Consider the following 14,688-nt stretch of genomic DNA (forward strand, 5'->3'; position numbering starts at 1 on the left):
CGCCGAGGGCCTGCGAGTTGTCCGAGATATGAATACTCGTCGTGAGGACAAGCATGCCCGAGCAGAGTGTTCACGTCGAGTGGTGTCGACCCCACTCAGGGCGAAAATGTGACCACAGCGTGTGATAGCCGTCACGTAGAGCAGGGGTTGCAACGGCTGGCCCGCAGGTCGGAGGGGCTGGTGACCCCGGGCACCCGCCGACCTTAGACCATCGGGCTAGACTTTCGCGCCGTGGGCCGAAGTGCCGCTTTCTTCGATCTGGACAAGACCGTCATCGCCAAGTCGAGCGCCCTGGCGTTCGGTCGGCCGTTCTACCGGGACGGGCTGATCACTCGGCGTGACGTCGTCAAGTCGGCGTACGCGCAGCTGATGTTCCGGCTGGGCGGCACCGACGAGCAGACCATGGCCCGGACCAGGGACTATCTCGCCACGCTCTGTAAGGGCTGGCCGGTCGAACAGGTCCGCCAGATCGTCGCGGAGACGCTGCACGAGCTGATCAACCCCTACGTGTACGCCGAGGCCGCAGCGCTCATCGAGGAGCACCAGGCCGCCGGCCGGGACGTCGTGCTGGTCTCCGCCTCCGGCGAGGAGATGGTCCGCCCCATCGGTGAGCTGCTGGGCGTGACCGACGTGATCGCCACCCGGATGGCGGTCGAGGACGGCCGCTACAGCGGCGAGGTGGAGTTCTACGCCGCCGGCCCGAGCAAGGTCGACGCGGTCAGCGAGCTGGCCACCGCCCGGGGCTACGACCTGGCCGACTCGTACGCCTACTCCGACTCGTACAGCGACCGGCCGTTGCTGGAGTGCGTCGGCCACCCCACCGTGGTCAATCCCGACCGGGCGCTGCGCAAGCTCGCGGTGGAGAACGCCTGGCCGGTGCTGGAGTTCCGGCACCCGATCCCGCTGGGCCGGCGGCTGCGGGAGCGCCCGGGCGTGCCGGTGGCCGCAGCGGCGCTCGGCGTCGGCGTGGGAGTGGCCATCGGCATCGCCTGGTACGGCCGGCACCGCCGCGCCAAGGTCACCCCCATCGCCTGAGCACACCCGCCGGCGCACTCGGTCAGGGAGGCGGCAGGGACCGCCGATCGGAGCGGGCAGGAAGGCGGCGAGGACGCCCCGCAGGGGCGACAGAAGCGCGGTCACCCAGTCCGGAACGGATCAGGCGGCGGCGAGGATCTCGTCGCCGATGACGGTGAGCTGGTCGGCGCCCACCTCGACGGCCGACATGTAGTGCCGCAGCCAGGAGCGCAGCCCGTCCGGGGTGCCGGTGGCGAAGGCGCCGGCCGCGCCGACGTACTCCGGCTCCCGCTCCCGGTGCCCGACGTCGACGGCGACCAGCCCGCGCGGGTCGAAGCCGCGGGACATCAGCACCAGCCGGGCGGCGGCGCGGGCCACCACGCCGGACGGGCCGGCGAACGGGCGCAGGTTCAGCAGCTCGCCGTGCACGACGGCGGCCAGCACCAGCGGGGGGACCTTGGTGCCCCCGGCGACCAGCCCGGCGAGGCCGTCCAGCCGTGCGCCGACCACCGGGTCGGCCACCGGACGGCCCAGTTCGCCCTCGGTCACCACGTTGCGGGCGGCGAGCACGTGCAGCTTGGCCAGCGCCTGCCGGGGGGCCTTGGGCCAGAGCTCGGTCAGTCCGGGCAGCGCCCCGGCCACCCGCAGCGCCCCCTGGAGCACCGGCTCGGTGACCGTGCCGGCGCGGACCGTCTCGCGCTCGTGGGCGTACCCCTCGAGGGCGGCGCTGGCCACCGCGGACCGGAGGCTGACCTCGGCCGCGACCTGGCCGCCGTGCCGGCGCAGCGCGCGGTGCCGCATCGCCTCGTCGACCCGCTCGCGGGCCCGCTCGACGGCGGGGGCGATGTCGGCGAGCGCGAGCAGGGGGGCGAGCGGGTCCATGGTCACCCCGCCACGCTAGCGACCCGGCGGCCCCCACCGGCCGCCACCCGCCGGGAACGCGACCCGCGCCACCGCCCCGCGCCGGGCGACTGCGCGACCGCACCCCCGATCGACGCGGCTTGGCGGCATGTCGGGGCCACGAGCGCTGCGGACACCGCGACACGCCGCAAACGGCGCGGCGGCAGGGCAGGCCGCGAGGGCGGGAAAGGGTGCGCTCCGGGCGGCGGAAGCCGCCGGGCGCGCGGTGCGGGCCGCTCGGCGCGTACCGGCCGGACGAGTTGTCGCGGCCTTCCGGGCCCACGACTACCCTCAGCCGGGTAGGAGACGCAGGTCACCCGACGAAGGAGTCACCGCATGAGCGAGGCATTGGCCAACCTGCTGAACGAGACGCGCCAGTTCCCGCCGCCGGCCGCACTCGCCGCGGAGGCCAACGTCACCGCCGACGCGTACGCGGAGGCCGCCGAGGACCGGCTGGCCTTCTGGGAGCGCCAGGCCGGGCGGCTGGCCTGGGCGAAGCAGTGGGACCAGGTGCTCGACTGGTCGAACCCGCCGTTCGCGAAGTGGTTCGTCGGCGGCCGGCTCAACGTGGCGTACAACTGCCTGGACCGGCACGTGGAGGCCGGTCGGGGCGACAAGGTGGCGATCCACTGGGAGGGCGAGCCGGGTGACACCCGCACCCTCACCTACGCGGACCTGCACAAGCTGACCTGCCAGGCGGCGAACGCGCTGACCGAGCTGGGCGTGACCGCCGGCGACCGGGTGGCGATCTACATGCCGATGATCCCGGAGGCCGCGGTCGCGATGCTGGCCTGCGCCCGGATCGGCGCGACGCACAGCGTGGTCTTCGGCGGCTTCTCCGCCGACGCGCTGACCAACCGGATCCAGGACGCCAGCGCCAAGGTGGTGATCACCGCCGACGGTGGCTACCGGCGGGGCAAGCCGTCGGCGCTGAAGCCGACGGTGGACGAGGCGGTGGCGAACTGCCCGTCGATCGAGCACGTGCTGGTGGTGCGCCGCACCGGCGAGGACGTCGCCTGGTCGGCGAAGGACCACTGGTGGCACGAGACGGTGGAGACCGCGCCGGCGGAGCACACGGCGGAGGCGTTCGACGCCGAGCACCCGCTGTTCATCCTCTACACCAGCGGCACCACGGCCCGACCGAAGGGCATCCTGCACACCACCGGCGGCTACCTGACCCAGACGGCCTGGACGGCGCACGCGGTGTTCGACCTGAAGCCGGAGACGGACGTCTACTGGTGCACCGCCGACATCGGCTGGGTCACCGGGCACTCCTACATCGTGTACGGGCCGCTGGCCAACGGCGCCACCCAGGTGATGTACGAGGGCACCCCGGACACCCCGCACAAGGGCCGGTTCTGGGAGATCGTCGACAAGTACCGGGTCACCATCCTCTACACCGCGCCGACGCTGATCCGCACCATGATGAAGTGGGGCGAGGACATCCCGGCCGGCTTCGAGCTGTCCTCGCTGCGCCTGCTCGGCAGCGTCGGCGAGCCGATCAACCCCGAGGCCTGGATGTGGTACAGGCAGCACGTCGGCCGGGGCGAGCTGCCCATCGTGGACACCTGGTGGCAGACCGAGACCGGCGCGATCATGATCTCGCCGTTGCCCGGCGTCACCGCGGCCAAGCCGGGCTCGGCGATGACCCCGCTGCCGGGCATCAGCGCCGACGTGGTGGACGACCAGGGCAGGTCGGTGCCGAACGGCGGCGGCGGCTACCTGGTGCTGCGCGAGCCGTGGCCGTCGATGCTGCGCACCATCTGGGGCGACGACAACCGGTTCATCGAGACGTACTGGAGCCGGTTCGCGGGCATGTACTTCGCCGGTGACGGGGCGAAGAAAGACGACGACGGACACATCTGGCTGCTCGGCCGGGTCGACGACGTGATGCTGGTGTCCGGGCACAACATCTCCACCACCGAGGTGGAGTCGGCGCTGGTATCGCACCCGTCGGTCGCCGAGGCGGCGGTCGTCGGCGCCACCGACGCGACCACCGGCCAGGCGATCGTCGCGTTCGCCATCCCGCGCGGCGCGACGGACACCGCCGGCGAGGCGGGCGAGAAGCTCATCACCGAGCTGCGCAACCACGTGGCGAAGACGCTCGGGCCGATCGCCAAGCCCCGGCAGATCATGCTGGTGCCGGAGCTGCCGAAGACCCGCTCCGGCAAGATCATGCGCCGGCTGCTGCGGGACGTGGCGGAGCACCGTTCGCTGGGCGACGTCACCACGCTCCAGGACTCCTCGGTGATGGAGCTGATCTCCTCGGGGATGGGCGGCGGCAAGTCCGACGAGGACTGACGGCAGGCGTACCCCGATCGGTGGGTGACGGTCCGCGCGGACCGTCACCCACCGTCGTTTTCTGACGGGTACGGCGCGGCGCGTGCCGTCGACGTCACATCGGTCGGTCGGATGAGGCGGGAGAAGCTGAACGGCCACAGGAGACGTTCACCCCTGTCGTTCATTGTCTTTCTGATTTAGTTTCACGCAGGTCAGGTCGGTTCGATGGACATCACATCGATACAGTGCGCCGGCCGACTCCTCCCTCCCCATGCCCGAGAATTGGAGCGGCATGAACACATCTCCGCAATCCGGGTCGCGTCGACGCCTACTCGTCGCGCTGCCCGCCATCGCCCTCGCGGCCACGTCACTGACCGTGACGAGCAGTGCGGCGGCCCAGACGTCCAGCCCCGCCAGGGCCACCATCGGGGCGGACGAGTTCTACATCAACTACGCCGAGCCGGCCGTCCAGCCGGACAGCGACGGCCGCGAGGTCAAGGGCAAGGGTGGCATCCACGCCCCGGCGGTCGAGCAGGCGCGGACCTACGACCGCAAGTTCGCTCGCGGTAACCCGGTCACGGCGCGGCAGCTGGCGAAGACCGAGGCCGAGGCGATCAAGACGGGCAAGAACCCGCGGCAGATCAAGCAGGCCAAGGGCACCCAGACCGCCAAGCTGTTGACCCTGCTGGTGGAGTTCAACGACCAGGCGAACGACGACTTCACCGACGTGATGGTCCCCAAGACGGTCTTCGAGGACCGGAGCTGTGTCCTCGGCACCGTGCAGAACGGGCCGAAGCACAACAACATCCCGGACCCGGGCAGCCTGCCGCACGAGGACAACAACTCGATGTGGGTGCCGGACTTCTCCCCTGAGCACTTCGACAAGATGCTCTACACCAAGGAGGGCATCACCGAGCGGGTCCGCAAGGACCTGACCGGGCCGGACGGCAAGCCGGGCGTCGACATCGCCGGGCGCACCATGCACAACATGTACCTGGAGATGTCCAAGGGCGCGTACACGGTGGACGGGCAGGCCAGCCCGTGGATCACCGTGCCGCACTCCGAGGGCTGGTACGCGGCCTCGCGCTGCTTCCAGGACGAGAACGGCAACTGGGTCGCCGGGCGCCAGCAGTCGATGAACGGCCACCCGGAGAACCCGCAGGGCGCGGGCCGGCTCGCCACCGACGCGGTCGACACGCTCGCGAAGATGGACCCGAACTTCCCGTGGGCCGACTACGACATCGAGGACCAGGGCGACCGCGACGGTGACGGCAACGTCTTCGAGCCGGACGGCGTGATCGACCACCTGGTGCTGGTGCACGCCGGCCAGGGCAAGTCCCGCGGCGGCGGCGCCGAGGGCGTGTACGCCGTCTGGGCGCACTCCTCGTCGGTTCCGGGCGGCTACCGGATTCCGGGCACCGACCTGCAGGTCTCGAACTACATCGTGCAGCCCGAGGACGCCGGCGTCGGCGTCTTCGCCCACGAGTTCGGTCACGACCTGGGCCTGCCGGACCTCTACGACACCTCCGGCAACGCCGACTCGGACGTCGACTTCTGGGACCTGATGGCCTCCGGCTCGCACTCCGGTGAGATCTTCCAGGCGCTGCCGACGCACATGGGCCTCTGGGACAAGTGGGTGCTCGGCTGGGCGGACCCGCTGAACGTCAACCCGGGTGCCACACCGCGTGACGTGCAGCTGGGCCAGACCTCGCGGACCCCGGTCGGCACCAAGGACGGCATCAAGGTCAACCTGCCGAACAAGGTGATCACGCTGGCCACGCCGCACAGCGGCGCGAACATGTGGTACACCGGCGCCGACCAGGACTGGGCCGACGTCAAGCTGACCCGTTCGGTGGCGGTGCCGGCGGCGGCCGACGCGAAGTTCTGGATGTGGAACAACTACGTCATCGAGGAGGACTGGGATTTCGGCTTCGTCGAGGTCTCGACCGACGGCGGTGCCACCTGGGCTGAGCAGAAGGTCTACGACTCGACCGGCAAGCTGGTCTCCACGGACGACGGCTACGCCGACCGGAACGGCCGGATGGTCGACTTCGGCAACAAGAAGTACGGCCTGACCGGTGACACCCACGGCTGGCGGCACGACTACGTCGACCTGTCGGCGTACGCCGGGCAGACGGTGCAGCTGCGGCTGCGCCAGGCGACCGACGAGGCGTTCCTGGAGCGCGGCTGGTTCGCCGACGACTTTTCGGTGACCGGCGGTGGCGCCACCACCTGGAGCGACAACGTCGAGGGCGGAGCCAACGGCTGGACCCAGACCGGCGGCACCTTCGTCGACACCACCGGCCCGGGCTGGCGGATCGACGGCGGCACCACCAACCAGGCGCACTACTACCTGGCCGAGTGGCGCAACTTCGACGGCTTCGACAACGGCCTGAAGTACGCGTACGACACGGTGTACTCGCGCGACGCCTGGAAGGTCGACAAGCTCTCCTACAACGCGCCGGGCATGCTGGTCTGGTACCGGGACACCGCGCTGGGCAACGTCAACCACGTCACCGCGCAGATGACCGCGCTGCCCAGCTACGGCGCCAAGGGCGGCCTGCTGATCGTCGACTCGCACTTCGACCCGTACCGCCGCCAGGGTGAGGCGGCCGTCAAGGACCCGTCGACGCTGGACAACCTGCCCAGCCGGCCGCAGTCCGCCAACGCGGCCTTCTCGCTCAAGCCCACGTACGGCTTCAAGGAGTGCCTGGAGGCGGCGAACGAGCCGTACAGCGAGTACTGCACCACGTTCGGCGCCCAGCCGGCGGTGCCGGGCTTCACCGACGCCAAGGGCTGGTACCCGGGCATCGAGGTGCGGGGCGGCTCGCTCTTCAGCCGGGACAACGACGCCTCGGTGGTGATCCCGTCGAAGGGCAACGTGCCCTACACCACCCGGGTCACCAACCCGGACGGCAGCCCGGCCACGGGTCTGTACGGCACGAACCTCGGGTTCACCGTGCTGGGCTCGGGCAACCCGGGTGACCAGGGTGCCGCCTACGGCGTCACCATCACCATCACGCAGACGGCGAAGGACAACTCGTACGCCACGGTCCACGTGACCCCGGCGAACTGATCCGTCCCGATTCGTCCGACGGGACACACGGCGGGGCCCGTCCGGAGCACACTGCTCCGGACGGGCCCCGCTCTCTTACGCCCTCCTACATCTCCCGGCAATCGGTGTGACATTTTCGCGGCCGCAAGCGCTCCATGTTGGGGACTCCATAACCGCCGTCACCCTAAGTGATCGTGGCCGAACCGTAACGAAAGTTGACGGTTGATTTGCGGGCTGGTTGGTGCCGATTCGACCCGGAATGATGGGCGCTCCTCGGTGTAATTGACCCGTGACAACTGTTTGAACCTCTGTCATGGTGAGTGACGCATGACATGACAGAGACGGCTCTGGTTGTCCCCGTCATGTAACAGTTCCACAAAGGAGGAGGACCTTTGAGGAGACGAGTCACAGCCGGTCTGGCCTCGGCCGCGGCCGCGCTGCTGGCGGCCGGCGTCGTTACGGCCCCGGCGTCCGCCGCCCCGGCGGCGGAGCCCACCCCCGGCGCCGACAAGGCGAAGCACGGCAAGGACAACCTCCCGGATCCGAAGGCGGATCAGCAGCGGGAGCTCAAGAAGCAGGCCATCGCCGACCTGCTCTCCGGCAAGGCCAAGCTTCAGACGCGCAACGGCTCGAAGGTCATCCAGGTCAAGGAAGACCTGTTCGTCGAGTACCAGCAGGCGCCGAAGACGGACCCGATCTTCACGATGCTGGTCGAGTTCGGCGACAAGACGGATCCCCGGACCGGTGGAGCTGCCGGCCCGGTCCGTAACCAGATCCCCCAGCCGGACCGCAACTGGGACGGTGGCGCCACCGACGACAACAGCACGCTGTGGCGGTCCGACTTCAACCGGGCCCACTTCCAGGACATGATGTTCGGTCCTGGCGAGTCGATGCGGGACTTCTACTTCCAGCAGTCCGGCGGGCGCTACACCGTCAACGGTGACGTGAGCGACTGGGTCAAGGTTCCCTACAACGAGGCGCGGTACGGCAGCAACGCCATCTCCGAGGCCGACGGGTACTGGAACTTCGTCAAGGACAGCGCCACCTCCTGGTACAACGCCCAGGTGGCGGCGGGCAAGACCCAGGCCCAGATCAAGGAGTACCTGGCCCAGTTCGACATCTGGGACCGGTACGACTTCGACGGCGACGGCAACTTCAACGAGGCCGACGGCTACATCGACCACTTCCAGGCGGTGCACGCCGGTGAGGGCGAAGAGGCCGGCGGCGGCGCCGAGGGCGAGGACGCCATCTGGTCGCACCGCTGGGCCGCCTTCCCGAACCTCGCGGGCTCCGCGGGTCCGGCGGGCAACCTGTCCGGTGGCGTGCAGATCGGTGACACCGGCCTCTGGATCCGTGACTACACCACGGAGCCGGAGAACGGCGGTCTGGGCGTGTTCGCCCACGAATACGGCCACGACCTCGGTCTGCCGGACTACTACGACACCGCCGGCGGCGACAACGGCGTCGGTTTCTGGAGCCTGATGGCCTCGGGTTCGTGGCTGGGCCACGGCACCGAGGACATCGGTTCGACGCCGGGCTACATGGACCCGTACTCCAAGCTGTTCCTCGGCTGGTTGAACTACTCGACCGTGGAGTACGGCAAGGGCAGCACCCAGGTGACGCTCGGGCCGGCCGGCGACAGCGACGGGCCGAAGGCCCAGGCGGTCGTGGTCAACCTGCCCTCGCAGACCCAGACCACCTCGTACAACACCCCGTTCGGGGGCTCGTACGAGTGGTGGGGCGGCAGCGCGGACGACCTGAACAACACGCTGACCCGTCAGCTGGACCTGACCGGTGCGACGTCCGCGTCGATCACCGCGAAGGCGTCGTACGACATCGAAGAGGACTACGACTACGTCTACGCCGAGGTGTCCACCAACGGTGGCGCCAGCTGGACCTCGCTGAGCAACTCGCTCATCGACGCCGGTGAGACCGGCGTCGACGGCTCCACCAGCGGCAACTGGGTCGACCTGACCTACGACCTGTCGGCGTACGCCGGGCAGACCGTGCAGTTCCGCTACCGCTACCAGACCGACGGCGGCGTGCACCTCGCCGGCGTGTTCCTGGACAACGTCTCTCTCGTCAAGAACGGCGCCACCGCCTGGACCGACGACGCCGAGACGCTGGACGCGGCGTGGACCGCGAAGGGCTTCACCCGGATGACCGGTTCGATCACCGACGTGTACCCCCGCTTCTACATCGCGGAGAACCGGACCTACTTCGGGTACGACGACACGCTGCGGACCGGTGGGTACAACTACGGATTCACCAACACCCGCCCGAACTGGGTGGAGCGCTTCTCCAACCACCAGGGCATGCTGGTCTGGTACGTGAACTACGCGTACGGCGACAACAACACCTCGCAGCACCCGGGCTACGGCCTGAACCTGCCGGTGGACGTTCGCCCCGACAAGATCAACGTTGGCGGCCAGGGCACCATCAGCAACCGTCGCAATGGCTTCGACGCGACGTTCAGCCTGTACGCCAAGCCGGCGCAGACCTTCCACCGCAACGGTGTGCCGGTCACGCTGCCGGAGCTCGCCCCGAACCCGATCTTCAGTGACAAGGGCATCGCCAAGTACTGGACCTCGGGCAACGCGTGGAACTCGGTCAAGGTGGCCGGCACCGGCACCACGATCCAGATCCTGAAGCAGGGCACCAACCCGACCGACGACATGGTCGTGAAGGTCAGCAACTGACCAATTTGTTAACAGTGGGGCCGGTGGCGGTGACGCCACCGGCCCCTTGTTTTGCATCCGCCGCAATCTGATCGAAATATGTCACTATGATCCACCGCTCGCGGATCCGCCCTGCTCAACGCATTGATGAACCGCACGGGTGTGACGGTGAAAAGCATTCCCAACAAAATCTTGCAACAAATCGACGCGTCCGTCTTCCCACGCGTCGCAGGAGTGTCTATCTTCACCATCAGTCCCACTAGTGGGACGACTTCACCGGCCCGTACCCCCGTTGGGCCGGTTCCCTCACACCGGAGGTACCACGTGCGCAAAGTCGCAGTGGGTCTGCTCGGGCTTTCGCTGACGGCAACAGGACTGGTGGCGGGCACGTCCGCCAGCGCCGCGCCGACGCCGAAGTTGCCGGCGGCCGCCCCGTCGGTCGCCGAGCCTGCCCATGTCGACCACGATCTGCCCAACCCGCTGGAGGACAAGCGGCGGGCGCTGCGCCAGGAGGGCCTGAGCGAGGTCCTTTCCGGCAAGGCCAAGGCACAGAGGATCAACGGCAGCACGGTCGTCAAGGTCGGCAAGACCCAGGCCGAGGGGCAGGCCGCCCGCACGGCCACGGCCGCCAGCCTGACGCAGGACCAGTACGTCGAGCTCTCCCGCGAGCGGACCGACAAGATCTTCGTGATCCTCGCGGAGTTCGGCAACGATCGGCACCCGAACTACCCGGACCAGGACACCGACCCGGACACCGCAGGTCCGACCCGGTTCGACGGGCCGCTGCACAACGAGATCCCGGCCCCCAACCGGGCGGTGGACAACTCCACCGTCTGGCAGGCCGACTACAGCGCTGACTACTTCCGCAAGCTCTACTTCGGGACGGGTCAGGGCGACGAGTCGCTGAAGCAGTACTACGAGGCCCAGTCCTCGGGTCGCTACAGCGTCGAGGGTGAGGTCACCAACTGGGTCAAGGTGCAGTACAACGAGGCCCGGTACGGCCGCTCCGGCGGGCAGCCCTGTGCCTCGAACGTCTGCACCAACACCTGGGCGCTGGTCCGGGACGCCGCCAACCAGTGGGTCGCCGACCAGAAGGCGCAGGGGCGCTCCGACGCGCAGGTCGCCGCCGACGTCAAGGCGATGGACCAGTGGGACCGCTACGACTTCGACCAGGACGGCGACTTCAACGAGTCGGACGGCTACATCGACCACTTCCAGATCGTCCACTCCGGCGGCGACGAGGCCGACGGTGACCCGTACCAGGGTGAGGACGCGATCTGGAGCCACCGCTGGTACGCCTTCGCGTCCGACCAGGGCAACACCGGCCCGGCCAACTTCCCGGCCGGCGGTACCCAGATCGGCAACACGGGCGTGTGGATCGGTGACTACACCATCCAGCCGGAGAACGGCGGCCGGAGCGTCTTCTACCACGAGTACGGCCACGACCTCGGTCTGCCGGACGACTACAACGTCACCAGTGGTGGGGACAACAACAACGAGCACTGGACCCTGATGGCCCAGAGCCGGCTCGGCGCCAAGAACGACGGTGGCATCGGCGAGCGGGGCGGCGACCTCGGCGCCTGGAACAAGCTCCAGCTCGGCTGGCTCGACTACGAGGTGATCGTGGCCGGCCAGAAGCGCACCCTGGAGCTCGGGCCGCAGGAGTACAACACCGCCAAGGCCCAGGGCGCCGTCGTGGTGCTGCCGCAGCGGGAGTACACCTTCCAGAACGGCAAGCCGTTCGAGGGCACCAAGCAGTTCTTCTCGGGCAACGACGACGACCTGAACACGACGATGACGCGGACCATCGACCTCACCGGGAAGACCAGCGCCGCGCTGTCGATGAAGGGTCGCTACAACATCGAAGAGGACTACGACTACCTCTTCTTCGAGGCGTCCACCGACAACGGCCAGACCTGGGCGACGCTGCCGGGTACGGCCAACGGCAAGGCCCTCAAGGAGATCTCGCCCGGGCGCTTCGCCCTGGACGGCTCCAGCGGCGACAACTGGGTCGACGTCACCATCCCGATGGACGCCGCGGCCGGCAAGGTCGTGCAGTTCCGGCTGCGCTACCAGACCGACGGTGGCGTCTCCTCGGGTGGCTTCTACGGTGACGCGATCACCGTCACCGCCGACGGGCAGACGGTGCTCAGCGACGGTGCCGAGGCCGGCGCCACCGGCTGGACCCTGAACGGGTTCACCGTGGTGGAGGAGACCTACAAGCGCAAGTTCGACAACTACTACATCGCCGGCAACCGGTCGTACGTCTCGTACGACCAGTACCTCAAGACCGGCCCGTACTTCTTCGGCTACGCGAACACCCGGCCGGACTACGTGGACCACTACGCGTACCAGACGGGTCTGCTGATCTCCTACTGGAACCTCCGGTGGGCCGACAACGACACGTTCGTCCACCCGGGCGAGGGTCGTAACATGATCATCGATGCGCACCCGCGGCCGATCTACAACCTGACCGGCAACCCCTGGCGGGCCCGGGTTCAGGTCTACGACGCGCCGTTCAGCCTGAAGAAGGCCGACTCGTTCACGCTGCACATCAACAGCCAGCCCTCCTACATCCGGGGTCAGGCCGCGCAGCCGCTGTTCGACGACACCCAGAAGTACTGGTACGCGGAGCTGCCGAACCACGGCGTCAAGCTCCCGGCCACCGGCACCAAGATCCGGGTCCTGGAGCAGGACGGCACCTCGCTGAAGGTCCGCTTCTCCTGAGCCACTGATCAGCGCTCCACCGATGCCCGGGCAGGTCACCTGCCCGGGCATCGCCCTTTCCGCCGCCGGTCCGCTCCGGGAACGGAACCAAGGAGGCCCCCGGCGAGTCCCATCCGGGTGACACCACGAACCGCCGCCCTGCCGGCCGCTCTCGCGCTGGTGCTGCTCGTACCCCTGGCAGGCTGCGCCGGGAAGGGAGACTCCGTGTCCGACGACCCGACGCCGGTCAACCCGCCCGCCTCGGCCGGCGCGGCGTCCCCGCCGCCGTCCCCGCCCGCGACCGCGCCCTCCGGCCCCCCGGTCCCGTCGGCGGGCCGGCCCACCCCGCTCTCCGCGATCGAACCGCCGACCCTGCCGCGACCCCCGGGACCGCCGAAGAAACCCACCGACAACCGGGTGACCGACGTGCTCGCCGGCCGGATCACCCGCGGCGGCTCCGGTCCCTGCTACGGCCTGGTCACCGACGACGGCCGGGAGTACGCCCTGCACGGCAGCGGGATGGGCGTCTTCGGCACCGGGACCACGGTGCTGGTCACCATCGCGCCGGGCGACCCGGCACACGACTGCGGGCCGGGTACCCGCGCGAGCATCGTCAAAATCAGCCGGGTCGGCTGACCCAGGCCCTAGGCGGGCGTCCAGAACGGGTCGCGGCCGATGAACCCGATGAGCCGGGTTTGAGCGTCGGCGTCGTCCGGGGTGGGGACGCCGGGGCCGTACTGGCCCGACGACCGGATCACGTCTTCGAGTGGCTCCATCCCCGACAGCAGGACAGCGCAGAAGTCGGTGTCGAGCCGATCGTCCTGCCCGGTGGCGCGGGCCAGGTCCCACGTGTGCATGAACACGTCGCAGGTGTAGAACCTGTCGATCGCCTGGTCCAGTGGCACCTCGCCGATGTGCCGGTTGACGAGCATCCGTTGCGGGGTTTCCGGATCGTCCAGCAGTGCCTGCACCCCGTCGCAGTGGGCCTGCCAGGCAGCGACCGGGTCGTCGTCCACGCTCGGCCCGCTGGGCAGCTCGACGCCGGCGCCGGCGGCGAGGAACGGTGGGAACCATTCGACGAGGTGACGTACCACGTCACGGGCCGTCCAGCCGGGCACCGGCGAGGGGGCATCCCATGGCTTGGCGTCGCGGACCCGGTCGGTGAAGGTGGCCGCGATGCGGCGGTGCCGCTCCGCGGGGCCGAGGTCAGACAGCGCCATCGGCCAGCATCCTCTCGAGCTTGGTGTAGCCGTCCTCCACGCCGATCTCCATGCCGCTCTTCAGCCAGGCGTCGCGGCTGGAGAAGCTGTCCACGAGAGACTGGGTACGGAGCCTGCTCCGGCCGTTGCCGAGATCCTCAAACCAGAGCGTCTCCAGGGCCACCCCGTCCGGGTCGCCCTCGAAGGTGAACGTCTGCACGATGCGATCCGGCCGTATCTCGTGGAAGCAGCCACGGAAGCCGAACTCCGATCCGTCCCGGATGGAGACAAACCGGAAGCTACCGCCGGTACGCGCGTCCCAATGGTCGATGCGGGTGTGCATGGTGTTCGGGCCGACCCACTGGGCGAAGAGCTCCGGGTCTGTGTGCGCCCGCAGCAGCCGTTCGGGTGTGGCCTGGAAGTCGCGGGTGATCCGGATGATCGGAACCGTGGGATCCGCTTCCACCGTTGTCATGACTGGCTCTCCTCCTCGTTGGCATCGCTCATCGCGGCCAGGACCCGGTCGAGGCGCTGGTAGCGATCTTCGGCCTGGCGGCGGTACCGCTCGATCCATTCGTCCATCAGGTCGAGCGCTCCGATCTCCAGGTGCACCGGGCGCGGCTGGGGGCCTGGTGATCGGCTCACCACACCCGCCTCCTCCAGCACCCGCAGGTGCTTGTACACCGCCTGCACGCTCATCTGGTACGGCTCGGCGAGCTGGTTCACCGTGGCGTCGGCGACCGAGAGCCTCGCCACGATGTCGCGTCGCGTCGGGTCGGCGAGGGCCGCGAGAACCTTGGACAAGGTGTCGAGCGACATCGGCGCCCCCGTTTCAACCGATCGGTTTAAAGACACG

The 14,688-nt window shown here is 69.1% G+C and carries 10 protein-coding genes; 6 read left to right on the forward strand and 4 right to left on the reverse strand.

The features are described from left to right. Positions 1-231 precede the first annotated feature (231 nt). Positions 232-1,035 (forward strand): HAD family hydrolase, encoded by an 804-nt coding sequence (locus tag ACTMTB_RS05840; protein ID WP_441143018.1) that lies wholly within the window; start codon positions 232-234, stop codon positions 1,033-1,035. A gap of 120 nt (positions 1,036-1,155) precedes the next feature. On the opposite strand, the gene ACTMTB_RS05845 is transcribed toward ACTMTB_RS05840, so the two are convergent. Beyond that, complete coding sequence (locus tag ACTMTB_RS05845; RefSeq protein ID WP_441143020.1) at positions 1,156-1,902, reverse strand: oxidoreductase; 747 nt, start codon at positions 1,900-1,902, stop codon at positions 1,156-1,158. 348 nt (positions 1,903-2,250) lie between these two features. Here ACTMTB_RS05845 and acs point away from each other — a divergent pair, with 348 nt between their 5' ends. The 5 genes from acs (at position 2,251) to ACTMTB_RS05870 (ending at position 13,269) form a co-directional block, all read left to right on the forward strand. Next, positions 2,251-4,215 carry an acetate--CoA ligase gene (gene acs, locus ACTMTB_RS05850; protein WP_441143022.1) on the forward strand — a complete coding sequence of 655 codons (1,965 nt, stop codon included), beginning with the start codon at positions 2,251-2,253 and terminating at the stop codon, positions 4,213-4,215. A 271-nt stretch (positions 4,216-4,486) separates the two neighbouring features. After that, positions 4,487-7,270 (forward strand): immune inhibitor A domain-containing protein, encoded by a 2,784-nt coding sequence (locus tag ACTMTB_RS05855; protein ID WP_441143024.1) that lies wholly within the window; start codon positions 4,487-4,489, stop codon positions 7,268-7,270. 371 nt (positions 7,271-7,641) lie between these two features. After that, complete coding sequence (locus tag ACTMTB_RS05860) at positions 7,642-9,948, forward strand: immune inhibitor A domain-containing protein (RefSeq protein ID WP_441143026.1); 2,307 nt, start codon at positions 7,642-7,644, stop codon at positions 9,946-9,948. 318 nt (positions 9,949-10,266) lie between these two features. Beyond that, positions 10,267-12,654: an immune inhibitor A domain-containing protein gene (locus ACTMTB_RS05865; protein WP_441144000.1), complete on the forward strand. Its 2,388-nt coding sequence runs from the start codon at positions 10,267-10,269 to the stop codon at positions 12,652-12,654. A 204-nt stretch (positions 12,655-12,858) separates the two neighbouring features. Next, on the forward strand, positions 12,859-13,269 hold the full coding sequence (locus ACTMTB_RS05870) for a hypothetical protein (protein ID WP_441143028.1): 411 nt from the start codon (positions 12,859-12,861) through the stop codon (positions 13,267-13,269). An 8-nt stretch (positions 13,270-13,277) separates the two neighbouring features. Here the strand turns inward: ACTMTB_RS05870 and ACTMTB_RS05875 are convergent, their stop codons facing one another. From ACTMTB_RS05875 to ACTMTB_RS05885, 3 genes are read right to left on the reverse strand one after another with little or no spacing between them, the layout of a single operon-like run. Continuing rightward, positions 13,278-13,853, reverse strand: coding sequence for a TIGR03086 family metal-binding protein (locus tag ACTMTB_RS05875; RefSeq protein ID WP_441143030.1), 576 nt, complete (start codon positions 13,851-13,853; stop codon positions 13,278-13,280). Next, positions 13,840-14,307 (reverse strand): SRPBCC family protein, encoded by a 468-nt coding sequence (locus ACTMTB_RS05880; protein ID WP_441143032.1) that lies wholly within the window; start codon positions 14,305-14,307, stop codon positions 13,840-13,842. Before ACTMTB_RS05880 ends, ACTMTB_RS05875 begins: the two co-directional genes overlap by 14 nt. Next, on the reverse strand, positions 14,304-14,651 hold the full coding sequence (locus ACTMTB_RS05885; RefSeq protein WP_441143034.1) for an ArsR/SmtB family transcription factor: 348 nt from the start codon (positions 14,649-14,651) through the stop codon (positions 14,304-14,306). The genes ACTMTB_RS05880 and ACTMTB_RS05885 overlap by 4 nt, the downstream gene beginning before the upstream one ends. Positions 14,652-14,688: the final 37 nt, after the last annotated feature.

Source organism: Micromonospora sp. L32, from assembly GCF_052068055.1.
In the GTDB taxonomy this organism is placed as follows: Bacteria; Actinomycetota; Actinomycetes; order Mycobacteriales; family Micromonosporaceae; genus Micromonospora; species Micromonospora purpureochromogenes.

Bases quoted from the DNA above. Each gene is read 5' to 3' on its own strand.
- acs (WP_441143022.1), top strand. From the start codon at position 2,251: ATGAGCGAGGCATTGGCCAACCTGCTGAACGAGACGCGCCAGTTCCCG.
- ACTMTB_RS05855 (WP_441143024.1), top strand. From the start codon at position 4,487: ATGAACACATCTCCGCAATCCGGGTCGCGTCGACGCCTACTCGTCGCG.
- ACTMTB_RS05875 (WP_441143030.1), bottom strand. From the start codon at position 13,853: ATGGCGCTGTCTGACCTCGGCCCCGCGGAGCGGCACCGCCGCATCGCG.
- ACTMTB_RS05880 (WP_441143032.1), bottom strand. From the start codon at position 14,307: ATGACAACGGTGGAAGCGGATCCCACGGTTCCGATCATCCGGATCACC.
- ACTMTB_RS05885 (WP_441143034.1), bottom strand. From the start codon at position 14,651: ATGTCGCTCGACACCTTGTCCAAGGTTCTCGCGGCCCTCGCCGACCCG.